This is a genomic window from Spiroplasma endosymbiont of Thecophora atra, from assembly GCF_964019735.1.
GTDB lineage: Bacteria > Bacillota_I > Bacilli_A > Mycoplasmatales > VBWQ01 > Spiroplasma_E > Spiroplasma_E ixodetis_A.
Genome location: NZ_OZ026464.1, coordinates 1,156,574 through 1,182,267 on the forward strand (window position 1 = coordinate 1,156,574; position 25,694 = coordinate 1,182,267).

General features: G+C 22.9%; 28 protein-coding genes. 8 read left to right on the plus strand and 20 right to left on the minus strand.

Translation table 4 applies throughout. The annotated features are described in order from the left end of the window. Entirely contained in the window at positions 1 to 2,628 is a 2,628-nt protein-coding gene (locus tag AACL05_RS06545) for a valine--tRNA ligase (RefSeq protein ID WP_338985911.1), read from the minus strand. Positions 2,629 to 3,355: 727 nt separating this feature from the next. Further along, a complete protein-coding gene (locus AACL05_RS06550) occupies positions 3,356 to 3,766 on the minus strand; it encodes a GNAT family N-acetyltransferase (protein WP_338960875.1) in 411 nt (136 codons plus the stop codon). A 396-nt stretch (positions 3,767 to 4,162) separates the two neighbouring features. Between AACL05_RS06550 and AACL05_RS06555 the strand changes: the two genes are divergently transcribed. Beyond that, positions 4,163 to 4,762: a BspA family leucine-rich repeat surface protein gene (locus tag AACL05_RS06555; RefSeq protein WP_338960878.1), complete on the plus strand. Its 600-nt coding sequence runs from the start codon at positions 4,163 to 4,165 to the stop codon at positions 4,760 to 4,762. 105 nt (positions 4,763 to 4,867) lie between these two features. On the opposite strand, the gene AACL05_RS06560 is transcribed toward AACL05_RS06555, so the two are convergent. The 16 genes from AACL05_RS06560 to infC all read right to left on the minus strand — a co-directional run bounded on the left by AACL05_RS06560 (position 4,868) and on the right by infC (position 20,094). Continuing rightward, positions 4,868 to 5,551 (minus strand): ABC transporter permease, encoded by a 684-nt coding sequence (locus AACL05_RS06560; RefSeq protein WP_338985912.1) that lies wholly within the window; start codon positions 5,549 to 5,551, stop codon positions 4,868 to 4,870. Positions 5,552 to 5,634: 83 nt separating this feature from the next. Beyond that, positions 5,635 to 6,366 (minus strand): ABC transporter ATP-binding protein, encoded by a 732-nt coding sequence (locus tag AACL05_RS06565; RefSeq protein ID WP_338960882.1) that lies wholly within the window; start codon positions 6,364 to 6,366, stop codon positions 5,635 to 5,637. Positions 6,367 to 6,501: 135 nt separating this feature from the next. After that, positions 6,502 to 7,452 carry an IS30 family transposase gene (locus AACL05_RS06570; protein WP_338960236.1) on the minus strand — a complete coding sequence of 317 codons (951 nt, stop codon included), beginning with the start codon at positions 7,450 to 7,452 and terminating at the stop codon, positions 6,502 to 6,504. 135 nt (positions 7,453 to 7,587) lie between these two features. After that, a complete protein-coding gene (locus AACL05_RS06575) occupies positions 7,588 to 9,414 on the minus strand; it encodes a hypothetical protein (RefSeq protein ID WP_338960885.1) in 1,827 nt (608 codons plus the stop codon). A gap of 62 nt (positions 9,415 to 9,476) precedes the next feature. Then, complete coding sequence (locus tag AACL05_RS06580; RefSeq protein WP_338960888.1) at positions 9,477 to 9,800, minus strand: hypothetical protein; 324 nt, start codon at positions 9,798 to 9,800, stop codon at positions 9,477 to 9,479. 12 nt (positions 9,801 to 9,812) lie between these two features. Then, entirely contained in the window at positions 9,813 to 10,328 is a 516-nt protein-coding gene (locus AACL05_RS06585) for a hypothetical protein (protein WP_338960889.1), read from the minus strand. Positions 10,329 to 10,785: 457 nt separating this feature from the next. Beyond that, on the minus strand, positions 10,786 to 12,207 hold the full coding sequence (locus AACL05_RS06590; protein ID WP_338960892.1) for an MATE family efflux transporter: 1,422 nt from the start codon (positions 12,205 to 12,207) through the stop codon (positions 10,786 to 10,788). Positions 12,208 to 12,282: 75 nt separating this feature from the next. Further along, positions 12,283 to 14,688, minus strand: coding sequence for a phenylalanine--tRNA ligase subunit beta (pheT, locus tag AACL05_RS06595; protein ID WP_338960895.1), 2,406 nt, complete (start codon positions 14,686 to 14,688; stop codon positions 12,283 to 12,285). 24 nt (positions 14,689 to 14,712) lie between these two features. Then, positions 14,713 to 15,777, minus strand: a complete 1,065-nt coding sequence (pheS, locus tag AACL05_RS06600) for a phenylalanine--tRNA ligase subunit alpha (RefSeq protein ID WP_338960896.1) — start codon at positions 15,775 to 15,777, stop codon at positions 14,713 to 14,715. 64 nt (positions 15,778 to 15,841) lie between these two features. Continuing rightward, entirely contained in the window at positions 15,842 to 16,621 is a 780-nt protein-coding gene (locus AACL05_RS06605; protein WP_338960899.1) for an RNA methyltransferase, read from the minus strand. Continuing rightward, positions 16,599 to 17,306, minus strand: coding sequence for a SprT family zinc-dependent metalloprotease (locus AACL05_RS06610; RefSeq protein WP_338960901.1), 708 nt, complete (start codon positions 17,304 to 17,306; stop codon positions 16,599 to 16,601). The genes AACL05_RS06605 and AACL05_RS06610 overlap by 23 nt, the downstream gene beginning before the upstream one ends. A gap of 35 nt (positions 17,307 to 17,341) precedes the next feature. After that, positions 17,342 to 17,845: a dUTP diphosphatase gene (locus AACL05_RS06615; protein WP_338960903.1), complete on the minus strand. Its 504-nt coding sequence runs from the start codon at positions 17,843 to 17,845 to the stop codon at positions 17,342 to 17,344. Positions 17,846 to 17,876: 31 nt separating this feature from the next. Further along, complete coding sequence (locus tag AACL05_RS06620) at positions 17,877 to 18,737, minus strand: hypothetical protein (protein ID WP_338985914.1); 861 nt, start codon at positions 18,735 to 18,737, stop codon at positions 17,877 to 17,879. Positions 18,738 to 18,970: 233 nt separating this feature from the next. Beyond that, complete coding sequence (gene rplT / locus AACL05_RS06625) at positions 18,971 to 19,330, minus strand: 50S ribosomal protein L20 (RefSeq protein WP_252320320.1); 360 nt, start codon at positions 19,328 to 19,330, stop codon at positions 18,971 to 18,973. A 16-nt stretch (positions 19,331 to 19,346) separates the two neighbouring features. Beyond that, positions 19,347 to 19,535, minus strand: a complete 189-nt coding sequence (rpmI, locus tag AACL05_RS06630; protein WP_174480739.1) for a 50S ribosomal protein L35 — start codon at positions 19,533 to 19,535, stop codon at positions 19,347 to 19,349. 25 nt (positions 19,536 to 19,560) lie between these two features. Continuing rightward, positions 19,561 to 20,094: a translation initiation factor IF-3 gene (gene infC / locus AACL05_RS06635; RefSeq protein ID WP_338960909.1), complete on the minus strand. Its 534-nt coding sequence runs from the start codon at positions 20,092 to 20,094 to the stop codon at positions 19,561 to 19,563. Positions 20,095 to 20,657: 563 nt separating this feature from the next. Between infC and AACL05_RS06640 the strand changes: the two genes are divergently transcribed. The 6 genes from AACL05_RS06640 (at position 20,658) to AACL05_RS06665 (ending at position 23,649) form a co-directional block, all read left to right on the plus strand. After that, the gene (locus AACL05_RS06640; protein ID WP_338960911.1) at positions 20,658 to 20,867 is read left to right on the plus strand and encodes a hypothetical protein; all 210 of its coding nucleotides are present in this window, start codon (positions 20,658 to 20,660) and stop codon (positions 20,865 to 20,867) included. A 17-nt stretch (positions 20,868 to 20,884) separates the two neighbouring features. Further along, entirely contained in the window at positions 20,885 to 21,007 is a 123-nt protein-coding gene (locus AACL05_RS06645; RefSeq protein WP_338960913.1) for a hypothetical protein, read from the plus strand. Then, positions 21,000 to 21,656 (plus strand): PD-(D/E)XK nuclease family protein, encoded by a 657-nt coding sequence (locus tag AACL05_RS06650; protein ID WP_338985915.1) that lies wholly within the window; start codon positions 21,000 to 21,002, stop codon positions 21,654 to 21,656. The genes AACL05_RS06645 and AACL05_RS06650 overlap by 8 nt, the downstream gene beginning before the upstream one ends. A 51-nt stretch (positions 21,657 to 21,707) precedes the next feature. Beyond that, entirely contained in the window at positions 21,708 to 22,061 is a 354-nt protein-coding gene (locus AACL05_RS06655; RefSeq protein ID WP_338985917.1) for a recombinase RecT, read from the plus strand. Between the two features lie 496 nt (positions 22,062 to 22,557). Next, positions 22,558 to 22,815: a hypothetical protein gene (locus tag AACL05_RS06660; protein WP_338960924.1), complete on the plus strand. Its 258-nt coding sequence runs from the start codon at positions 22,558 to 22,560 to the stop codon at positions 22,813 to 22,815. Between the two features lie 3 nt (positions 22,816 to 22,818). Beyond that, on the plus strand, positions 22,819 to 23,649 hold the full coding sequence (locus AACL05_RS06665) for a hypothetical protein (protein ID WP_338960927.1): 831 nt from the start codon (positions 22,819 to 22,821) through the stop codon (positions 23,647 to 23,649). Here the strand turns inward: AACL05_RS06665 and AACL05_RS06670 are convergent. Then, positions 23,644 to 23,853: a hypothetical protein gene (locus AACL05_RS06670; RefSeq protein WP_338985918.1), complete on the minus strand. Its 210-nt coding sequence runs from the start codon at positions 23,851 to 23,853 to the stop codon at positions 23,644 to 23,646. The two genes, AACL05_RS06665 and AACL05_RS06670, sit on opposite strands and share 6 nt — an antisense overlap. A gap of 150 nt (positions 23,854 to 24,003) precedes the next feature. Further along, positions 24,004 to 24,954: an IS30 family transposase gene (locus tag AACL05_RS06675; protein ID WP_338960236.1), complete on the minus strand. Its 951-nt coding sequence runs from the start codon at positions 24,952 to 24,954 to the stop codon at positions 24,004 to 24,006. Positions 24,955 to 25,425: 471 nt separating this feature from the next. Here AACL05_RS06675 and AACL05_RS06680 point away from each other — a divergent pair, with 471 nt between their 5' ends. Further along, positions 25,426 to 25,560, plus strand: coding sequence for a hypothetical protein (locus AACL05_RS06680; protein WP_338985920.1), 135 nt, complete (start codon positions 25,426 to 25,428; stop codon positions 25,558 to 25,560). Positions 25,561 to 25,694: the final 134 nt, after the last annotated feature.

A 25,694-nucleotide genomic window follows, 5' to 3' on the forward strand; every position in this document is an offset into this window, starting at 1 on the left:
TTATAATTCTTTAATCTTGGCATTGATTAATTTTTTTTGATTTTGATACTTTTCTAATTTCTGCTTTTCTATTTCAACTTTTGTTGGTGGTGCCTTTGCTAAAAATTGTTGGTTATTTAAAATATCTTTACTACGTTTTATTTCATTTTCAATATAAACTAATTCCCCTTTTAATTTTGCTAATTGTTCTTCTTTATTAAATAAATTTGAAACATTAATTTCTATTACTGCTGAATTAATAATTTTAATTATTTTATTATTAACAGACAACGGACTATCACTAATAGTAACAATTTGACTATTAGTTAATTGTAATAAATAAGGATTTAAAGTATTTTTTTCTACTTCAAAAAAAGAATTAGTCGTATTGATATGAATAGTTAACGGTAATTTTAAAGATAAATTAAGTTCTTTACGAATTTCTCGAATATTACCAATAATTTCAATTAATATTTCAACAAATTGTGTTACAACTTTTGTTTTTTCCATAACTTTAACTTTAGGAAACTTATTTGTTAAAATGCTATTTTTATACCCCATTTCTTCATAAATTGCTTCTGTAATAAAGGGAATAAAGGGATGAACCATAATAATAATTTGCTGTAAAACATAATATAATGTTTGTAATGAGTTACTTTGTTGCTCTTGATTTTGTAAATTAACTTTATTTAATTCAATATATCAAGAACAATATTTATTTCATATAAAATTTGATAGTGCTTTAACTACTAAAACAAATTCATATTTTTCCATATATTGCTCTACATAAATAATCAATTGATTAAGTTCTTGTAAAATTCATTGATCAATAAATGATAACGAATTATTATAGACAATATTTTCATCCAATTGAAACTTATCATCAATATTCATTAGTACATAACGTGCAGCGTTTCATAACTTATTATTGAAATTTCAAGCTGACTCAACTTTAGTAATACTAAATCTTAAATCTTGACCGGGAGCACAATTGCTAACTAAAAAGTAACGTAAAGCATCCGCACCATACTTTTTAATAACTTCCATTGGATCAATTCCATTATTTAATGATTTTGACATTTTTCTACCTTGTTCATCACGAATTAAACCATGAATTAAAACATTAGTAAATGGTTTTTGATTAGTAAATTTTCAACCCATAAACAGCATTCGTGCAACTCAAAAAAATAAAATATCATAAGCAGTAACTAATACTGATATTGGATAATATTTTTGCAAATCAACATTTTTTTGTGGTCAACCCAAGGTTACAAAAGGTCATAAACCGCTAGAAAATCATGTATCTAATACGTCTGATTCTTGAATATAATCGTTAATTGGTGATGGTGGGTTATTATCAACATAAATTTTCTTAGTTTTTTTATGATATCAAACCGGAAGCGAATGACCCCATCACAATTGACGGGAAATACATCAATCTTGAATATTATTTAATCACTGCAAAAGTTGTTGTTCAAATAATATTGGATGAAAATCAATCTTTGTTTTCTTATTTTTTTGTTTATCAATAATCATTTCAACTAATGGTTTCATTTTTATGAATCATTGTTGTGATAAATATGGTTCAATAATAGCGTTACTTCTTTCTGAATAACCAACTTGATGAAGATAGTCTTCAACCTTTACAACTAAATTTTCTTTTCTTAATTGTTCAACTAATTGTTTACGACATACCATTCGATCTTGATTAATATATGATTGTGCTAATTCATTCATAGTTCCATCAACATTCATACAAATAGGCATTGCTAAATTGTGACGTAATGCAATTTCATAGTCATTAGCATCATGAGCCGGTGTACATTTCATAGCACCCGTTCCAAAATTCATATCAACATAATCATCAGCAATGACTTTAATTAACATTTTATTAGCCGGATTAATAACCATTTTACCAATAAATTGTAAATAACGTTTATCTTTACTATTTACAACTATACACTGATCAGCAAACATTGTTTCTGGTCTGGTAGTAACAATAGTAATAAATTCACTACTATTTTCTATAAAATATTTTAAATAATACATTTTTCCTTTTGTTTCATGATAATTTACTTCAATATTAGAAATAGCGGTTTTTAATTCTGGATCTCAATTTACTATCTTTTTTCCTCGATAAACTAAACCTTCTTTATATAACTTTACAAATACTTCATTAACTGCTTGCTTAACATTTTCATCTAAAGTAAATACTTCATGCGAATAATCTAATGCTAAGCCAAGTTTTGCTCACTGTTTTCTTATGTTTTGTGCATATTCTGTTTTTCATTTTCATGCTTGTTGTAAAAATTTATCTTTACCTAATTCTTGCAAATTAAGTTTTTGTTCTTCTTTAATACGTTGTGCAACTTTAACCTGAGTAGCAATGCCAGCATGATCCATACCGGGTATAAATAAAGTATTAAATCCTTGTAAACGTTTATAACGAATTAATAAATCTTGGATAGTACTATCTCAAGCATGACCTAAATGTAAAAGTCCGGTTACATTGGGTGGTGGTAAGATAATAGAAAATGTAGGATTAATAGAACTAACATTTGCCTTAAATAATCCAGATTTTACTCATTGTTGATAACGATCCTTTTCAATTTCAATATGATTATATTTTTTGTTTAAATTTCTATTCATTTGTTATACTCCTTTTTAAAATAAAAAAACATTCCACAAATAGGAACGTTTTTTAACGCGGTACCATCCTAATTCATTTACAAAGTAAATGCACTTAATTATTATTTAAATTACTAATAATATAAGTTACCTTCAAATTAAACTTGCTTAGTTTACAGCAACCACTAAGTCTCTAAATTACCATTTAATTTTACTCTTTTATATTTTAAATTAATTATGTATTTTATTTTACATTGTTAATTTTAAAAAACAAGACATTTGAGAAAAGAAAAAATCTAAATATTAAAATTATCTTTTTTAAAAACAGGAGTTGATGTTTTCATAGACTGCATGCAGTCTAATTTATTTTTTATATTTTGATCAAAATCACACAATAAAGGAGTATCATCTTTTTTTATTGTCTTTTTTTGATATGCTTGTTTTTCTAATAATTTTATTTTTCTTTGTTCTGGTGTTAAGTTATTTCATCATTTTTTTGCCTCATTTTTAACAACTTCTACTTGTTTGGGGGTTAAAGTATTTCATCATTGTTTTGGATTTTTGATTATTTGTTCTCTTTGTTGATTAAATCAATCAATAACTTTTTGATAATCTTCCTTTAAAATTGATTCTTCATGTATTAAAACTTCATCTAAAATACTAGATAATATTTCACTATCCTCTAATATCTTTTGTTCATCATTTATAGCTTTTGATTTTGACTTATCAAAATCAATAAAAATTTCTTTTATTTTAATATTTTTTCACTTTTCAATATCATCTCTTTTATTAAAAATTGCATGAGGTATATTAATTTCATAATCATAAAAAAAGTTTTTTTATTTCATGCATAAGTGAATCCTAATTTTTCATAAAATTCACCGACAGTAACATTAGTTGGATCTGATAATAAAATAAGGTTTTCGATATTATTGCTATGACATATCTCAAAAATTTTGTAAATAAGTAAACTACCATATTGTTGCTTACGATATTTTTCTTCAATAAATATACTTTCTAAAATAGCTTCTTTTTTTTCTAAATCAATAATAAGTAATGCGTCACCAATTTTATTACTAAATTCATCAATTAATAATAAACTTTTTATACTTGGATTATTTAAATTATTAGTAATAATAACTTCTCTGCCGTTTGCCATATTTTAACTTCTTTCTAATAAATTCAATATAAAACTTGACTTTAAACGCAATAAACCTAATATATAATATTTTTTTAATTAAATTAATTTAATTAAAACAAAAAAACTAAATAGGTAAAACTATCTATACTAGTAATTAACAGTTATTAAATTAATTTAATAATATCATAAAATATCTTTTTTTTAAAAAAACAAATTGTATGCAAAAAATATATTATATAACTTTTTTATTACATTTAACCTTACTAATAACATAAAATTTTTTCCTAATATTTATATATTTTTATTTCTATCATAAACTAAACACTTATTGCATTTATTTTTAAATGACTTAAAATATAAATTAACTTCTTAAACTTAAGAAGTTATTGGGGAAAAACAAAAAAGGAGATCTTAATGAAAATATTAATCAAAACATTAAGTGTTTTAACACTTGCAACAACCACAGGTAATTTAACTAGTTTCTTAAACACTATCAAACAAAATACTAATATTACACAAAATAAAATACAACAAGATACAATTTATATTGACAAAACAGGAACAAAAGTAGAAACAAATAAAAAAGATTTATCAAATATAGATAGTAAAGAAATTATTCAAATCGGATTTTTTGAAAATGGAATTAGAGAAATTCAAGCTGTTAAAATGCCAAGAATAGTTGAAAAAGTACCAGATCAATTACCAACAAAAATTACTTCTTTAAGTAATATGTTTGCTGATAATCTAACATTTGATCAAAACATATCTTCTTGAAATATATCAAATATAGTAGATATGAGTTATATGTTTTATGATGCAAAAAAATTTAATCAAGATATTTCAAAGTGAAATACTTCAAAAGTAACAAATATGATGGGAATGTTTTGAAATGCAAAAAAAATTAATCAGAACCTTTCAGCATGAAATGTAGAAAAAGTTAATAATTTTGATCTTTTTGCTACTAATTCAGGATTTGATAGCCGAAGTAAATGACCAAAATTTAAGTATCATTAATTTTTAAAAATAAATCAAAACAAGCCTAATTAGGCTTGTTTATTTTGTAAATATTTTTTAAAATTTAAATAATTTCTTTATAAACAAATATTTTTTCTTATTTACTTATTTACGTCGATATTTATAAGCCATAATTGCTCCAAATATTAATGCTCCAATTCAAAGTAAACTAACTAAAATCGGTATTCAGTAATTATCAAAAAGTGCTGCATTGATTAAATCATTTGGAGTACCATAATTATTTCATCCTCTATTCATAATAGAAACGGGATAAGAAAAAGGAATAATTTTAGCAATAATAACTAAAACTGGTTGTCCTTTAATGGCTACATACGGAATATATTGACCCGATAAAAATGATGTTGGCAAATATAATAATAAAGCAAAAGCATTAGCAATTTTAAAATCAGAAGCAAGAATACCAACCATTATTCCTACTGCTGAACACATAATTGATGAAAGCAGAATTGCTAGTAATATATAACCTCAATTAATTAGTTCTCAATTAATCTGATTATGATATAAAGCTGCACCAATTCCTAATGTTCAAAAACTACCAATAAAAATTAAAATAACATGAAATATTAAAATACTACTAATAAATTGTCATGGTTTTAATGGTGTTGCACCAATTCTTTTAATAATTATTGATTGTTTAAAATCAGAATATGTCATTGATAAAGTAACAATTCCTAATACTGGTGAAGCTGACATCACTAACCCCGGTAATACTGTTTGTGCAGCATTTGGGTTACCAGGTGTTAATACAGCAAGTAAAATTGTTAACATAATAATAGGGAAAATAAAGCCAAAGAAAATACTATGGAAAGATTTCTTAAAATAACCAAATAATAATTGAAACATTGCTAGCATTATTTTTTTTCCTTTCTCGTAGTTATTTCTAATGATATTTCTGTTTTTTCTAAATAATATTTTAATAATGAACCATGTTTTTTAGTAACTTCAACAACAGTAGTATCATCAATAATTTGACCATCCTTTAAAAAAATAATACGTTTACATAAAGCTTGGATTTCATCTAAGTTATGACTAACTAAAATTAAAGTAATGTTATTCAAACTAATTTGTTCTTGTAAAAAATTAATAATATCAATTCTTGTTTTAACATCTAAACCAGTTGAAATCTCATCACCAATATAAATTTTTGGTTGATGAAATAATGATAAAAATAAATTAACTCTTTGTCTTTGACCACCCGATAAACTATTTACTTTACGTTTGTATAATTCTTTTAATTGAAACTTATCTAACATACTATTAAAAATTTCGGGTTTTATTTTATCTAAATAAATTTTATGATAAAAATTTATTAATTCTTTAACTGTTATAAAATTAGGATAAACTTGATCTTGAAAATTTATTCCAACAACATATGGAATATCTTTTTTATTAAAGTTATATTCAATTTCTCCTGTACTTGCATTTTTAGTATTACTAATAATCTCACATAATGTGGTTTTACCAGCACCATTAGCACCAAAAATAGCAACAGAACTACCACTCTCAATTTCTAAATTAATAGGTCCCAGTACAACATTACCATTATATGACTTAGTAATATTTTTAACCTTAATTACTTTCATAATTGCTTCCTTTCATATTATTTTAAACTTTATAAATAAGTATAGCATTAAAAAAATCTAATTTTATATCATAACAGCCAACATTTTTTAATTAAAATCTTTTTTTAATATGCTAAATTGTAAAGGTAAGTGCAACTAAATTATTTTTCTATCCAAATATTCGATTGGTGAAAGATAATTTAGTATTTTTCTTGGTCTTTGGTTTAAAGACAATATAAATTTATGAACTTCATTTTTATTAGTTTTTGAAAAAATAAATTTTTTAGGAAATTTTTCTCTAATTAAACCATTAGTATTTTCATTAGTACCTCTTTGTCAAGGTGAATATGGATTGGCAAAATAAATTTTTATATCTAAATTTTTTTCAAGTTGTTGTCAATTTGAAAATTCTTTGCCACGATCAAAAGTAATAGTTTTAACAATGTTTTTAGGAAGAATTGATAAATAATAACTAACATTTTTATTAATAACTTTAGTAGTTCTGTTTTTAACTAATATTGCTAAAGTAAATCGTGATACTCTTTCAACTAAAGTTATTAAACATGATTTGCTTTTACCTCGTGATGATACTATAGTATCTCCTTCTCAATGACCAAGTGTTATACGATCATTAACATTTATATCTCGTTCTTTAATTGATTTACCATTAAACTTGCCACGATTTTCTTTAGATTTTCGTTTTTTACCTTTTCTTCTTAAATTTTTACTAGTAACTTTATCAAGCATTCCAAAATAAATTCAAGTATAAATTGTTTTAAAACTAATAACTCACTCTTTATGAAAATTTTTAATTCTGCCATAAATTTGTTCAGGTGATCAACCTAATAGTAATTTTTGTTGTACATATTTTACTAAATTCTTATTTTTAAACTTATGAAAACTAATATGTGATTGTTTTCGATTTTCAGCTTTATTTTGTGCAATTAATGAAAAATAATGATTATTATCTTTATTTCTATTAATTTCTCGAATAATAGTACTAATACTTCGATTAAGATTTTTAGCTATTTCACTAATTTTAAATTTAAATTTCAATTGATTCTCAATATAAATCCTTTCATCTATGCCAAGATGTTTATAACTCATATAAAAACTCCTTACTTTTTTCTAAACTAAATTTAGCATTATGAAATTTTTATATGAGAATTTTTTGCAATTTTATTTACTTGCACTTACAAGTATAACTCAGCATATATTTAATTTTAAGTAACATTTTAAATGTTACTTAAAATTTTTATTTGAATACAAAATGCCTTCAGTTCCTGCAGCATATAAAGTGTTTTCTGAATTAATTGTTAAGGCAAGAATATGTTCATTATCATTATCTATTCCTAACATATTATAAAAAGTAGATGATTTTTTTACTTTTTTATATATTTGATTTGAATCAACACCAGCAAACAAAACACCATCTCTATCAATAATTAATCGTTTAATTTCATGACCTGTATTTAAAATTTTAGAATACATTCCACTATTAATTTGATAAATATTACCATTATCAGAACCAGCAAAAATAGTTCCAATAGTATCTACGACTAAACTTTTTATTGATCCAGCATCATTTTGTTCTTTAATTAATTGAAAATCATTTACACCATTACTTTTATAAATTTTACCATGATTATTAGCTCCAGCAAAAACAGAACCATCTTCACCTATTGCTAAACTATTAATATAATCATGTGTTCCTAACATATGATTAACGTTACTATTTTTATCAATGCTATATACACCATCATCATTTCCAACATAAACAATGCCGGTTTTTTTATTAACTGCTAAAGCTCATATTCAATTTATTGAATCTGGCAATAAAATTTTTTCAAATTTATGTATTCCATCACTTTTATAAACAGAACCAGAATCAGTTCCAACATAAACATTATCTTCATTATCAATTACTATATTTCTGGCAGTTTTACCAGCATCTAATCCTTCTATTAAAGTTTCTACTCCTGTAGTACTAAGTTTATAAACTCTATCTTCTTGTGTTCTAAAAATATTACTTTGTGAATCAACACCCAAAGCATAAATTTTTTCATTTGCTATTTTTTTATTTAATAAAACAGATGAATCAGATAAATTATGAAATGTAATAGATTCCAAATTTATATCATAAGAACTACCACTAGCACAAAACTGAGAAGAATTATGACCTGCATATTGACAATAAATATTATTATCATCATGCCATATACATAAATATATATGAATTCGATTTTGAGCCATAAAAATTCAAAAATTATTTTCAAACTTAAAATTAAAAGTATCATTATTTAATACTACAGGATCATTAAATGGAGGAGCAATATACTCAGGAATAGATTTATTAATTTTATTAGTCATTAAACTTAGATTATTGTTAATAACAGGACCATTAGAATTAGTTAATTTAATATAAGAATTATTAAATGAAAGGCTAGGTCATAATAGACAAAATTCTTCTCATCTTTTTGCATATTTTGTTCAATTAATTAAAGTGTAGTTTTCTGATTTAAAATCTTCTCAACTATTAGTTCCATCAAATGATTGAGAATTAAATATATTAATATTTTTACTTAAATTCGTATTATTAAATTTATGATAATAAATTTCAATTAAATTATTATCTTTATCAAAAATATAATTAATTGAATAATCTCTTGCATCTTTAGAAAAGGGCAATTCATTAATTAGTTTATAAACTTTTTCTTTATCAACAATTAAATTAATAATCTCATTAGTTAAACTTTTATTAAAACTATTTTTAATACTAATTTTACTAATAAAATCCTTTCCTAAACTATCAGCTACACCTTTAGTAATTTTATTTTCGTGTACTGCTTTAACAATATAGTATAAACCTAATGTTTCATTTAGATTATTACTGTGTTCAACTTTATCAGCACCTACTTGATTTGAAATATCAATATGACTATTTAATCCTCCAAATTGAATATATTGTCAATCATTATTATCACCTTCAAAATAATTATTATCATAAATACTTTCATTAGATATATTTTTTTTATCTTTAGTTTTTGTCACTTTTTTATAGTTAATCATTTCTTGTTTTGTATTTTCAATATTTAACTTATCCTTTTCTAAAATAAGTGTAGAATCATAATTTAAATTACCATCATTATCAACAAAAAAACTTCTCTAGCATTAATATCATTGCTCAACTTATAATTAGCATGATTTGTATCATAACTGTAAAATTTTTGATCTAAATCTGATTGATTCGTAATTCAATTACTATTTATTAAATAATTATATTGATTATTAAATAAATGAGTTAAGGGCTCATTTGTTGATTCTTTTTTTGGTAGTAAGGAATTTTTATTAACAACATTATTATCCGTTTTATTACTATCAATATTAATAATGTTACTTGTGAAAAGTAATGATGCTAAAATACTTATTGTAAATATACTTAATATTTTTTTCATAATTTTGCCCTCCTAAGAAATAGAACGACAAAATGGTTTAATATTTGATTTAACTTCATCATAAATTGAATCGGTATTTATTTTTTCATATATAGGTTGTTCTTCTACTTTTTTTGTAATATTTGATAGTTTAATTTCATTAATTTCTTCTGTCATTACTTTCATATTATTTTCACTTGTTTTATTTCTTGGTGGTAATTGTGGAGGAACATTATTACCAACTGAACTCAATGAAGTTGTTTCATCTTTTACATTTTCATAAATAAATTTTTCAAAAATAGCTTTTTCTTTTATTTCTTCATAAATATGATCATCTTGATTAAAATATAAAGGATTATCAATTGAACTATTTTGATAATTTAATAACATTTTAATAGTATTAAATAAAAAAATATTATCTTCTTTTAGTTTTTTCATCTCTTCTTCTATATAAAGAATTTCTTTTCTTATTTTTTGTAATTCTTTATTTTTCTTTTTAAAGTACTTTTTAAGATACTTATTATAAAATTTTCTTATAAACTTTAACATTTTCTTTCTCCTTCTTATAAAAAAATAAAAAAATGTTAAAACAATCATGCTTTTTTTATTTTTTTATTATTTCTTAATTTCTTTTTTAATTCCAAAATGATTTTATTAGTTCTGGTGTTATTACTATTTTTATATATTTACTTAAACTTATTTTTTAAAATTCTTTCAAAAAATAAAAATTTCTTATAATAAAGGTATGTCAAAATTTTTAATGTCCGTATTTATTTCGTTATTTAAAATTTAATTATTATAAAAGTTTAATTATAACTAAAAATAAAAAAATCATTACTTCTACCATCCTCTAAAATCACACCAGTAACTATAATAATTGTATATTAAATACAATAAAAATAAAACGATAAATATGAATTTATTTGCTAAAATATAATAGAATTTTTTTAACATTTTTTAAACAGAGTTATTAAAATAAATCTATTATTAAAAAGGGATTTTTATATTATCCATGTGGTTCAAATGTCGGATGAGGTACACTTTCTACTTTAGAATTAATAATATTTTTATTTCAAGGAATTATTTTATAAAATACATAAGCACAAATAAAATCAGCTGATTTACTTAAACACGAAATCATAATTACCATTTTAATACTTAAGTCAGTTCACTGCAATAAAGCAAAAGTAATAAAAATATCAATAAATCAAATTAAAAATAGATCAGCAATACTAATAATTAAAGTATAGCCACCAGCATAAAGAAAACTAAATAATGGTTGCATCATATTAATGAAAAAATAAGTTACTGCTGAAAAAGCCATATATCAAACTGCAAGTTTCATAGCATTATTAGATAAATTTGGAAATAATACTTTTGGAACTCAAAAAGCACTACCCAAAATAATTAAAGCAATAACAGTTGAAATAGCAAAACTCAATTTTAATATCTTCTTAGCATTTTCTTTAGCCAGTACTAGTTCTCCTGAACCTAACTTGCTACCAACAGCATAGCCAACTAAAGCATTATATCCCCTAAAAGTAGAATAAAAAATAGCAACAACACTACCAACAATTTGCACACCGGCAACAACTTCAGTATCACCAAAATGAGAATATAAAGCTGTTAACATTACTACTGAAACACCAAATAATACTTGACTAGCAAATAAAGGAATAAAAGTAATAATATATTTTTTATGTAAATCTTTTGTAAATTTAAAAATATTTCAATTAGGAGCATAAATTGGTTTTTTATAAATTAAATAACCTAACAATATAAAACATTCTACTGCTCTTGAAATAATTAAACTTATTGCTAATCCTTCAATACCTAATTGTGGTCCCCCACTATATGGTAATGATAAAATACAAACTAAAAATGTATTTAAGAGTAATGAACAAATAGAAGTTATCAATGGTGTTTTAACGTTACCACATGTATTCATAGTAATTGACATAATAAAAGCAAAACCTAACAATGGGTAATTTCAAGCAATTAATTTACTATATTCTTCAGCAATACCAATAGCATTTTGATGAGAATTATCTTCAGCACCAAGAATTATTCCCATAATTTGTTTACTAAATAATTCTAATATTACAACAAAAAATATTCAAAAAATTAAAGTATAAAATAATTTTATATTAGTAGTTTCTTGAATTTTCTTCTTATCTTTAATACCTAAATATTGAGCAGTAAAAATATTACCAGTAGCAACAATAGCAAAAAAGATATATCAAACCATATCATAAATATTACTTGATGATGCAACTCCGGCAATAGCATCATCATTTCCAAATTGACCAACCACAAAATTATTCATTAAGTTTATTAATGTTTCAATTAAAGATTGTGCACAAATTGGAATCATAAATAATAATGCCATTTTATAAAAGCTTAAATTATCTTTGTTTAACATTTTCATATCATCTCACCCAATTTAAAATTTAATATAATAAAAAAATATATTAATGTTATTATTTAATATTTTGTTATATTTTTAACGAATAATTGCTTGAAATTTTTTCTTTAATATTTCTTGAATATTACTTATTTGTCCACTTACTTTTGTTTCATCTAATTGTTCTTCTTGACTATTAAATTTCAAATTAAAAGTTAATGAGTGTTGATGTTGTGATTTTAATTTTTCATCATTATAAAAATCTACCAAAGATATTTGTTCTAAAAAATCAATATTTGCAAACATTATAGCATTTTTTACATCAGAAAATTGAATATCGCTATTAACAATAATTGATATATCACGACTTAAAGCATTAAATTTTGATCAAAGCTTAAATTTAGAAACTACTTTTTGTTGTTCTTCTATGATTTTAACTAACTTACTACAATTAATTTCTGCTAAGAATATTTTTTCAACATTCATTATTTTTTCAGTTTGTGGATGCAGTGCGCCAATAGTAGCAATATGTTCTTGCTCATAAAAAATATCTGCGCTTAAATACGGATGCATTAAAGAATTATTATTATTTTTATAAACAATAGAGTTAAATAAATTTGGCATAATTTTTGCTAAAAAACCATCTAAAAAACCTTTAATAAAATAATAAGTACTATTAGTAATTTTATTAGCATTAATTTTTGGTCAAAAATTATCCATAATCATAAAAGCTAAATGATGATTATCATCAGTTTCATCACCTGTATAAATAGTTTCATCAGTAAAAATTTTTAATTGTGTTTCTTTACGTGCATAATTATATTGACAAATTCTTAATAAACTATCTGTCAAACTAAAACGCATAACTTCTCTTGTTAATGTCAACGGTGCTTCTAATTTTATAGGTATTTTATATTTAAAAAAATTAAAATCATTTAATCTCTGCATACTTGTTAAACTATATGTTTTTACTTGATTAAAACCATAACTTGTTAAATGTTGTCTTCATTTCATCATTAAATTTTCCAATGCTGTTGGTGACTTAAATGATACATTAAATTGTGGTTTAATAACTGGTAATTTATCATATCCAAATACTCTGGCAACTTCTTCACTAAAATCATTAGCGTTATTTAAATCACTACGATGATTAGGAACTGTTACTTTTAAAATTTCTTGATTTTTTGCATCAATTTCAATTTGACAACCAATAATAGTCAAATAATTAATTATTTCATTAACCTCAAATTTTGTACATAAAATTTTATTAATAAAATTAAAATTAAAGTTAATCACTTTTGTTTTAACTTGATAAGGAACATCATTACTAAAACCGGTAATTTCATATTTAACTTGCAATTGTCCTAAAATAAACAAATAACGTTGTAAAGCAATTAAATAATAGTCAGGAACAACTGGTCTTGTTAAACGTTCTAATAATGTATTAATAAGAGCACCATGTCGTTTTGCTTGTTTACTCATTAAGGTAACATCAGGATTAATTGAAAATATAAAAACTTCTTTGGAACTTGGTTTAACTTCATATTCAATATTATGACTAACTCCTAAAACACTAAAAGCCAAATATTTATCGTGTAATAAAATATCGCCCTCTTTAATTTGCAAATTACCTTCTGGGTATGATTTAGGTGAAATATTTAAAGATGGTTTTTTTAAAATATCAGCACTAAAAGTAATTAAGGGTTGACCCAATTCTAACATTACTAAATGAATAATATCTTCTGATAAAGTTTTGGGTACAATATTTGCAAGTTGTAGTGTTCTTCTAATTCAAATTGGTGTTATTACAGATTTATCATCAAATTCAATCTTTAATGTTGCTAAAGCTTGAATTTTACCATTAAGAACGCTAACTTGACTTTTATTATCAAATTTTCCTATACTACTAACTTCCATGTTTTTTAAAGGAATTTTAAAATACCCGCTTAATTCTCTAGCAATACTATAAATCCCCAAACAATCACTACGATTTACTGTTAAATCAATAAAAAAAATTGTATCATCTAAATTTAAATATTGTAACGGATTAATATTACCAATCATTGCATCATCTGGTAAATGAATAATACCACTTAATTCTTCTTTATTCTGAACAATACCGCTTAATCCTAATTCTGTTAATGAACAAAGCATTCCTGAAGAAACAACATCTTGAATTGTTCTTTCAACAATAGTAAGACCATTACCTAAAACACTTCCTATCCTTGCTACAACAACTTTAATACCAATAACTACATTTGGTGTACCACAAACTATAGTTAACATTTCAGTACCTACTGTTACTTCACAAATATTTAATTTATTCGATTTAGGATGTTTGGTAATTTTAGTAATTTGACCAACAACTAAGTTTGTATTACTAAACATTAAATTTTTTACTTGATCAACCTCAAAACCTAAACTATTTAAAGCATCAACGATTTCATAATCTTTAATGCTATTAATATTCAATCACTGCGAAATGATTTTACGTGAAACTATCATTTTATTTTATACTCCTTTTAATTTTTAAAATTGTTTTAAGAATCGAAAATCATTATTATAAAATAATCTGATATCGTCAATGCCATATTTAATCATAGTAATTCTTTCAATGCCTACACCAAAGGCAAAACCTGCTGTTGTTTCATCTAAACCAGCAGCAATAAAAACATTTGGATGAATCATACCAGCACCCAAAACTTCAATTCAACCAGTATACTTACATAATGAACAACCTTCTGTATTACATTTTGGACAACTTACATCTACTTCAACTGAAGGCTCCGTAAATGGGAAATAACTAGGACGTAATCTTGTTTTAGTTTCCATACCAAAAAATTGCTGACAAAAATAATTTAATGTTCATTTTAAATTTGCAAAAGTAATGTTAGAACCAACTAAAAACCCATCAACTTGCATAAATTGATGAGAATGAGTAACATCATCATCATCTTTTCGATAAACATTTCCTAAACTAATAATAGCCGTGGTTTCTTTTGAATTTTTATCTTGCTCGCTAAGAATGCGTGCAGTCATATTTGTAGCGTGTGTTCTTAATAATCAACGATTAAGTTTGTCATTATTATTTTCAAGATAAAAAGTATCTTGCATATCTCTTGCTGGATGATCAAATGGTAAATTTAAGCGATTAAAATTATATTCTTCATTTTCTACTTCATTACCACTAATGATTTGATAACCCAAATTTTTAAAAATTTCAGATATTTCGGTAACAGCTTTTAATAGAGGATTGATGTGACCAATATTAAAATCAATACCCGGTAATGTTAAATCAATTTCTGAAGATTTAAGACGCTCATTAATGTTATCTTTCTCAATTTCATTAAATTTTTTTATTATATATTCATTAATTTCTTTTTTTAATTTATTAGCTGCTTGACCAATTTCAATTCTAAAATTATGAGGAAACTTTTCTAAAGATTTTAATATATTATTAATATCCGAATTTTTACCTAAATATTGTGATTTTAAAACTTGCAATTTATGTAAATCAGCAACTTCATCAATATTATTAAATGCTTGCTGTCTAATAATTTCTAATCTTTTTTTTAAATCGTTAACCGCTAACATTCTATTCCTCCATTAATTTGTTAATATGTATAATTAAATTTTTATAATTCAAAATAAGTATAATTTATTTTAATATATTACTAGTAAATAAGCAATACGTTACTATTGCTATACTTGTTGCTAAATTTAATGATTCAACATTAAAAGAAGTTGGAATAAAAATATTACTATTAATTTTATCTTTATACTTTTTATTAATGCCTTGTCCTTCATTGCCAAATAAAAAAGCATTCTTTTGCTTAAAGGTAATTTCAAATAAATTAGTACTATTATCTTCATGTAGAAATGTACCATAAATCATATAATTTGCATTTTTTACTTTTAATAAAAATTGATCAAAATTTTCATAATACACATTAGTATAAAAAATAGCTCCTTGACTTGCACTAATTACTTTGTGATTATATAAATCAACGCTTTCATTCGATAAATATACTTCAGAAATATTAAAAGCAGTAACACTGCGTAAAATATTTCCTAAATTACCTGGATCTTGAATTGTATCAATTAGAATAATATGAGAAGAATAAAAATAATTTAAAGGTTTAACAATATTACAAACGCCAATTATTGGTTGTGGTGTTTTTTGTTGTGAAATTTTTTTAATAATCATACTATTTACAATAGTAACTTCAATATTATTACAATCTTTTAATAAATTTGCATATTTGTCTAAATACTTCTCATCAACATATACTGCAAGTAATCTTTTTTTTAATAATGCAATACTAATTAAATGTTCTCCTTCAATTAAAAACTTTTTTTTAACATTGCGATGTTTTCTTTCATGTAATAAAACTAATTCTTGAATTATTGGATTTTTAAGTGAGGTTATTTGTTTCATCCATAACTCCTTGTTTTAATATTTTTTGACAATCTTGAAAATCTGGACAATATTGAGCAACAAAATTTCAAAATGTTTTTTTATGATGAGCATGAATTATATGCGTTAACTCATGAATTATAACATAATCAATTACAGCATAATCAAAATGAATTAATTTATAATTAAGTGTAATGATTTTAGTATTTGGTTGACAAACACCTCATTTATTTAACATCGAACGAATTTTTAGTACTGAAAACTCAATATTCATAATTTCTGATCAATATTGTAAACGACTCATAAAAATATTTTTTGACTCTTCTTTTAAAAATTTTTGAATTTTAATTAATATTTGCTTATCATCTTGAATATTTGTGCATACTACCAAATTATTAAATTCAAAATAAATAATGGTTTTTTTTGAATGATACTTAATAATTAATTTATATTTTTTACTTAAAAAATAAAGATAACTGTCATTATTATTAATAACAATATTAGGTTTTAATATAGTTTTCTTTTTTAAAATTTTAGGTAAACTTTTTAAAATGAAATCTTCAATTAATTTTTCTTGCATAAAAAATGGAGCACTAATAATAATTTGATCGTTGCGCACTTTTAAATACATATGTTTTTGTTGTTTATATGTAATAATGTATTCTCATTTTGTATTATTATAATTGAAAATTTTAACATTAGTCATTTTAATCTCCTAAATAAAACGATCACTTATTTCCATTAATAATTTTGTGATTGTCGTAAATGATTTATTTCATTTTTATAAATATAACAAGAAATAATGTCTTCACTATTAAAGTTACATTTTTTACCAATTGTAAAATAAATATTTAATAATTCAAAAAAATCATTACTTGATTTTGATTTAAAAAAAGTTGTAACAAAAGCAAATAAATCAATGAATGCAAGATTAAGATCTTGATAATTTGTTTTTTCTGAAAAACTAAAATTTTGAAAATCAATATTAAGGCTATTACCGATACTAAGAATAAAATGAAGACTATCAATATATTCTTCAAGCATTACTGATTTTTCACTACTTGGTTTTGAACTTCAATATTTAAAACATCTTTGTTCATTTGCAAATTCACCTAATTCAACTAAAAGTGCTAAAAATCTAGAATTTAATGTTTTAATATCGCTAACACCGCGATTAATAATTATTTTTTTATCTAACTCATTTTGAAGTTGGATAATTGTTGAAAATTGTTTTGAATTTAACATAATTAACTCACTTTCTTTTTTTAATTATTAATTAAGATTTCATTATTTTTTTATCTTCTAAATTTAATTTTTTATAAAATTTTGTAATTAATGATTTTTTATCTTTGTAAATAGGATTAATTTTTGTTCCTTTTTCTAAATAAAAAGGAGATAAAGTTTTTATAATAAAAATATATGTTAAAACTAGTAATGAAATACCAACAACAGACATAAATGTAAAACGTAAAATTGGTAACCACACTGAAGTGTCTAATACTTTTTTACCAAAACTTGCTGTATAACCGGTATTTCCAATAAATAAGTAATTAGTACCAAAGGAAGTATTAAAAATAAAAACACCACCACCAAATAAAGTTAAATATAATATACTTTTTTTGATATATATTTTGTCATATTCAATATGACAATATAAATATAAAAGTAAATAAGAAAAAAGAATAATAATATGAATAAAATAATAATTTCAATAAAGAAAATGCTGTGGACCAAAAACTCATTTTGTTTTATCTGGTAATAAAAATGCCAAAATAACAGGACCAATTAAAGGAAAAGTAATATTAAATAAACTTTTATTAGGAATAATTAATAGTATACCACTAGTAATATTTAATACCGAACATAATTGAAAAGGAAAATAATCATACCATTGATAATTATCTCCATTCAATCCATGAACAATATAAAAACTAATATATAAAAGTATTTGAAAAATACCTAAACTATATTTAAAACTATAGCACTTACTTAAATTAGCATAAAACCTTTTAAAAATAAATAAACTAATTATCAAGAATAATGATATAGATAAGCCAATTCAATAATACATACCAAATAAAGGATTAATAACTGCTTGTGGATTACCATCAAAAAATCCAAGAAAAACAAATTGCATAATGGCCCCCCTCTTTTTTAAATTTCTTTCTTATTTTTATACTAAGAAGCGAATTTATTTTTTAATTTTACCATTAAATATATTATAAAACAAAGTTTGTGATAAAAAAATATTCTTTGAAATTTATATTAAATACATTTCTAAAACTTATCATAATTTTATAAATTAAAAACACTTATAATAAATTTAATTTATTTCAAGTGTTTTTAATTTATATAAAATTTTGCAATTAATTATTTTGCTAAAGCAGATTTTGATGCCAAAACTAATTTTTCAAATTCTTCTGGTTGATTAATTGATAACTCAGACAATATTTTACGATTAAGATTAATATTAGCTTTATTTAAGCCATCAATAAAACGTGAATATGATAAATCATAATTACGAACAGCTGCATTAATTCTTTGAATTCATAACTTGCGAAACTCACGTTTACAATTTTTACGATCACGATAAGCATATGCTAATGAGTTCATTACTTGTTCATTTGCTGTACGATATAAACTATGTTTTGCTCCATAATATCCTTTTGCTGCTTTTAGTATTTTTTTACGACGATGATTAGTTGTATAACCGCCTTTAACTCTAGCCATTTATTTTGTCACCTTCCTAAATTAAATCTTTTAAACGCTTATAGTCAGAAGCAGATACTTCACTTCACCCACGTAATTGACGTTTTTGTTTTGTTGTTTTATTTTGAGCTAAGTGAGAAACAAAAGCACCACTACGCATTCATTTACCACTTCCTGTTACTTTAATTCTTTTTTTTAAAGCTTTTTTTGTTTTCATTTTTGGCATATTTTACCTCCTATTGTTAATTTTCTTAATTTTTCTTTTTTGGAAAAAGATAAATAGTTTGTATATTTTTTTCTTTTTTATCAAAGTTTTTATCATAAATACAAATATCTTCTAATTCTTTATAAAATTTTGTAATTACTTCAAATCCTGTTTCAGGATTATGTAATTCACGACCACGATATTTTAATGTAACTTTTACTTTGTTACCATTACTTAGAAATTTACGAGCCTTATTTGCCTTTGTTTTAATGTCATTGTTATCAATAACAACACTTAGTCGAATTTCTTTTTCTTCAACAATTGTTAATTTTTGTGCTTTTTTAACTTCTTTTTCCTTTTTTTGTTGTTCAAAACGATATGTATCAAATTTAAACATTTTACAAACAGGTGGTTTAGCATTTGGTGATATACATAATAGGTCATATCCTAAATCTTCTGCTTTTTTTAAAGCATCATTTTTTTTCATTAAACCATAATTAGTACCATCATTACCAATTAATAAAAATTCATAAAAGGGAATATTACTATTTCATAAATTATCATTATTTTTAAAAGCCATACATACCTCCTTTAATTTGCATAAATAAAAGTGTGCTAAAACGCACACTCACCACTACAAAACTTTATTTTAAAAATAAAAATTTAAAGCATTGAACCTATAACAACTTAGTTATCAGGTGAGCGTAAAAACTACTTTCTTTATGTCAACTATTATTATATTAGATTTTTAATAAATTACAAGATTTTTTTAATATGTGGGCGCATTAATTTAATAGATAGATTTAGAAATAACAAAGAACGATATAACTATCGTTCTTTTTTTGTTAAAAGATTAAAACTTCATAAAACTGTCGTAGAAGTCAAATAGTGAGTACGAAATGTAAATACTTCTATATCAGTATAAAAGAGCATTTAATGTTAAGCAAGTTAAAATGTTACACTGTATCGCTTAATGTAATTATAGATTAATTTGAATAGCCTTATTATGGCTCAGTAAAGAACCCATTAATCTAATTAATAATTACATTTGTATTATTTAAAAAAATAGGGGTTTTATATATAAATACATACCTCATTAACAATATCATAACACAATAAAAATTTAAAAGGAGAAAAATAAATATGAAATATATTTACTTATTAAAATATGAAGTTAATTATACAGGTCAAATAAAATATAAGGCTTTTTCAACAGTAGAAAATGCTACCAACTTTCATAGAAATTATAAACATCATTTATTCAAAGATGCTTATATTGAAAAATATGAAATATTAATAATGGAATTAGACATAAATTTAAATAATAAGGAATTAAATAAAAAACTTAATTAATGAAAGGAAAAATATTTATGGAATGTAGAGAATATAGAATGAATGGTTCTTGTGATAAATGTAGAAAACAATCTTCTTTTGGTAATAGATTATGTAATAAATGTTTTTGATTATTAATAGGTAGAAAAAAATATGAGTAAATTAATTTTTAAAAAAGAAACTCATCAATATTTTATTGACAATAAAGAATTAATATCAGTTTCTAGAATTATTGATAATTATTTAGGTTTTGGCTATAGTCATATATCACCAGAAGTATTAAAAAATGCTTCAGTTCGTGGTAAATGAGTTCATAAACTTAATGAATTATATTTACAAAATATTAATCAAGAAAATATTATTAATAATTTATTAAAAAAATTAAAACCAGTAACAAATTCAATAAATTATTCTTATTATAAAAAATCACTTATGTTTTTAAAAGAAAAATTTAAAGATAAAAATAATTATGAATTTATTATAGAAAAACCTATTGCTGATAATTTAATTGCTGGAACACCAGATTTAGTTTATTTAGATAAAAAAAAGAATAAGTATTATTTAATAGATTATAAAACTTATGCTTATATTGATGATGATAAATTAAAAAGAATTAAATTACAATTAACTGCTTATTATTGTATGTTACTTGATAATGGCATAATTCCATCTTATAAAACTTATGTTTATTTAACTAATAAAAATACTCAGCAAGAAATAAAAATAGAAATAACAAATGAATTAATAATTGAATGAATGAATGCAAAAACAAAATATTTTAAAGGAGAAAATAAAAATGAAACCATTTAATGAAATAAAAAATGAATTAACAATCAAACAAATTAAAGAAAATATTTATATATGTCAAAAGAACAAATAGAAGAACATTTTAATACTTATTCAGAAACTTATAAAAAAAATAAAAAATTTATTGTTAGTAGTTTTGAAGCAATGGCATTAAAAACTGTACTTACTCAATTATTAAGAAAATGAGGAATTATGTCAGTTGATATGCAAACTGCTTATGAAAATGACCAAGCAATTATTACTGAAACAGAAAAAATATATATTGATAATCCAAGTAATAATAATCATGTTGAAGTTAAAATTATTGATTCAAATAATAATATTGATAATACTGATATAAATTCTGCTTTATCTAAATTACAAGAATTAGAAAAAGAAGAAGAAATTATAGAAAATTTTGAAGTGTAATAAGGCGAATAAATATGATATATGACAATAAATGTTCTATATGCAATAAAGTAAAAGAAAATTCTATAGATAAACACTGTTATAGTTGCTGATTAGAATTACTCAACAAATGAAGTCTAAAGAGTTGAGGAAATTTAGGAGAATTTGATAATGAAAGGAGGTTATTTAATGCCTTGATGAGGGATTTTATTAATAGTAATAGTTAGTACACCAGTGGCAATAATATCATTATTTTGATTAGTTGTTCTTATTTTAGGAGCAATAGCAATAATAAAAGATTAAAGAAAATGATAGGCATTTGACATATACCCTTTTTGACTCCTATTCCCTATTTTTTATTCTTGCTTAAAATATGTCAATGTAAGTCCTAACTATAACAGAGATTTTATCTCTATACAGAACGAAACTATAGAATTATTAAAATTTGGATAACATTATAATTCTATAGTCCACCGTTAAATACGGTGCTGATGAGTTCATAAAAGGATGTGAAATAATGAGAAATATTAGAACTGAATGATTTTATAATGATAAAAGTCCTAAAGAAATAAAATGTCCAACAGTTGGATTATTAAAAAATAAAGAAGATGCTTTATGTTATTTATTAGCATTAAATTTATATCCAAAATTATATCCACAAGATATTTTTTATTCATGAATATTAGAAAATAATCAAACTGGATATTTAATTATAGTTGGTAATAATAGAGATACTATTGGAAATATGCAATTTAAATTTATAAAAGGAGAATAGAAAATGCCAAATACAGAAAACTCACAATCAAATTATACTTTATTAAAATTAATAAGAACTGGAATATCACCATTATCAGCAATGATAGGAACTTCTGCCTACTATGGTCAATTAATAGGAAATCCAATATTAGGAAGTATTAATGCTTTATTATTTAGTAAAAAATTAGGGATTGATATATGAAATTTAAATCAAATGCCAAGTACTAAAAAGAAAATATTAAATTCAAGTAAGAAAATATTATTAGGGTTAGGAACAATTGGATTAGTTAATTATAGTAAATTTACCAATGTTGATATTAATCCTAATCCAACTGAAAGTCCGACCACAACTACAACAGTAGACCCATTTCCACCAGATTTATTATTTAGTAATCCTAATACTACTGATAATCATTTAATGGATTGAGATACTTATATATCTTTAAGTTCATATGGTATTGCTAATTTAGTTGCTGGTATTACTGAATTAATACCTAATAAATTTGAAACAATAAGAAAAATTTGTAATATGGCTACTGGTGGTTGTTTAATTTCAAGTGGTGTAGCAATGGGTATAAATAATGATTTTATGAATGCTTATGCAGTACCTACCATAGTTGCTGGTGCAAGTGAAATAATTCATAATTTATTACCTATTGAAACTATACATCATAATCAAGAAATGCAAGAAACACCATTTAATAATGAAACTACAAGATTAATTAATGATAATAGATTTACTATTAATAGTGAAACTGCAAGTCAATATTATGGTAGTGATAATATGAGTGAAGTACCATTAAATTATGATAATGCTTCATTAAATTGAGATTATAATCATATGAGTTTATAAATAAATACTTTTAACTTCTGGTTGTTTATTAATAGAATTTAATTTAGTTTGTAATTTATTAATTTTATTTTGTTTTTTAATTTCTTTTTTATTAGAGTCTGTTAAAGATTTACCAAATGCAACTAATGCTTTTCCTAATTTAATTAAAACATAACCTCCATTAATACATAAATTAGCAACTATAATAATTGTTGTAGTATCCATATTAATCACCACCTTTCTAAAATATTTGATTAATTTTTAATACAATTTTTACAATAATAAATATAATTAAACCAGCAACAGCAGAAGATAATAACATTCCAATTAAACCTAAAATAATTTTTATTAGCTAAATTGTAAAGGTAAGTGCAACTAAATTATTTTTCTATCCAAATATTCGATTGGTGAAAGATAATTTAGTATTTTTCTTGGTCTTTGGTTTAAAGACAATATAAATTTATGAACTTCATTTTTATTAGTTTTTGAAAAAATAAATTTTTTAGGAAATTTTTCTCTAATTAAACCATTAGTATTTTCATTAGTACCTCTTTGTCAAGGTGAATATGGATTGGCAAAATAAATTTTTATATCTAAATTTTTTTCAAGTTGTTGTCAATTTGAAAATTCTTTGCCACGATCAAAAGTAATAGTTTTAACAATGTTTTTAGGAAGAATTGATAAATAATAACTAACATTTTTATTAATAACTTTAGTAGTTCTGTTTTTAACTAATATTGCTAAAGTAAATCGTGATACTCTTTCAACTAAAGTTATTAAACATGATTTGCTTTTACCTCGTGATGATACTATAGTATCTCCTTCTCAATGACCAAGTGTTATACGATCATTAACATTTATATCTCGTTCTTTAATTGATTTACCATTAAACTTGCCACGATTTTCTTTAGATTTTCGTTTTTTACCTTTTCTTCTTAAATTTTTACTAGTAACTTTATCAAGCATTCCAAAATAAATTCAAGTATAAATTGTTTTAAAACTAATAACTCACTCTTTATGAAAATTTTTAATTCTGCCATAAATTTGTTCAGGTGATCAACCTAATAGTAATTTTTGTTGTACATATTTTACTAAATTCTTATTTTTAAACTTATGAAAACTAATATGTGATTGTTTTCGATTTTCAGCTTTATTTTGTGCAATTAATGAAAAATAATGATTATTATCTTTATTTCTATTAATTTCTCGAATAATAGTACTAATACTTCGATTAAGATTTTTAGCTATTTCACTAATTTTAAATTTAAATTTCAATTGATTCTCAATATAAATCCTTTCATCTATGCCAAGATGTTTATAACTCATATAAAAACTCCTTACTTTTTTCTAAACTAAATTTAGCATTATGAAATTTTTATATGAGAATTTTTTGCAATTTTATTTACTTGCACTTACAAGTATAACTCAGCATTATTTTAAAAAACATAATATTATTCCTGTAATTCTTCTAATTTTCATACATTACCTTTTAAATTACCTTTTCCAGTATAAATAGTAATTAATTTTGCATGTTGAACTGATAAAATTACTATATTAGCACTATCATTAAATGTTTGTATTTGTACACCAGCAATTTTTTTATCAGTTATAATAAATTCTTGAATAGTATAAACTGGATTATATATACTTCAAGAATAATAAACTCTATAATGTTTATTGTCTTGAAAATCATAAGTAATTTGTCAATTATCTCATTTATTTTTCTCTCTTGTTCCTACTTCTTTTCAATTATTTATACTTGGAGTTGGAGTTGGTTGTTTTTCTAATATTTCATTAATGGCTTGTAATAATTTTTTATTTTGAGTTTTTAATAATTTATATTCATTATTTTCTAATAAATCTTTACAAAGTAATAAATTTTCTTCATCATTTAATGCAATTTCATTTGTTTCAGTATTATATTTAAAATAATCATTTGAAAATTTTTTATCTTTTATTTTTTCTTTTAATTCATTAATAGCGCCAACAATAGTTTTATTAGTAGTTTCTAAATTAGGAATTTCTTGACCAATAGCATTTATTTGAAATGCAATAGGAAATTGTGA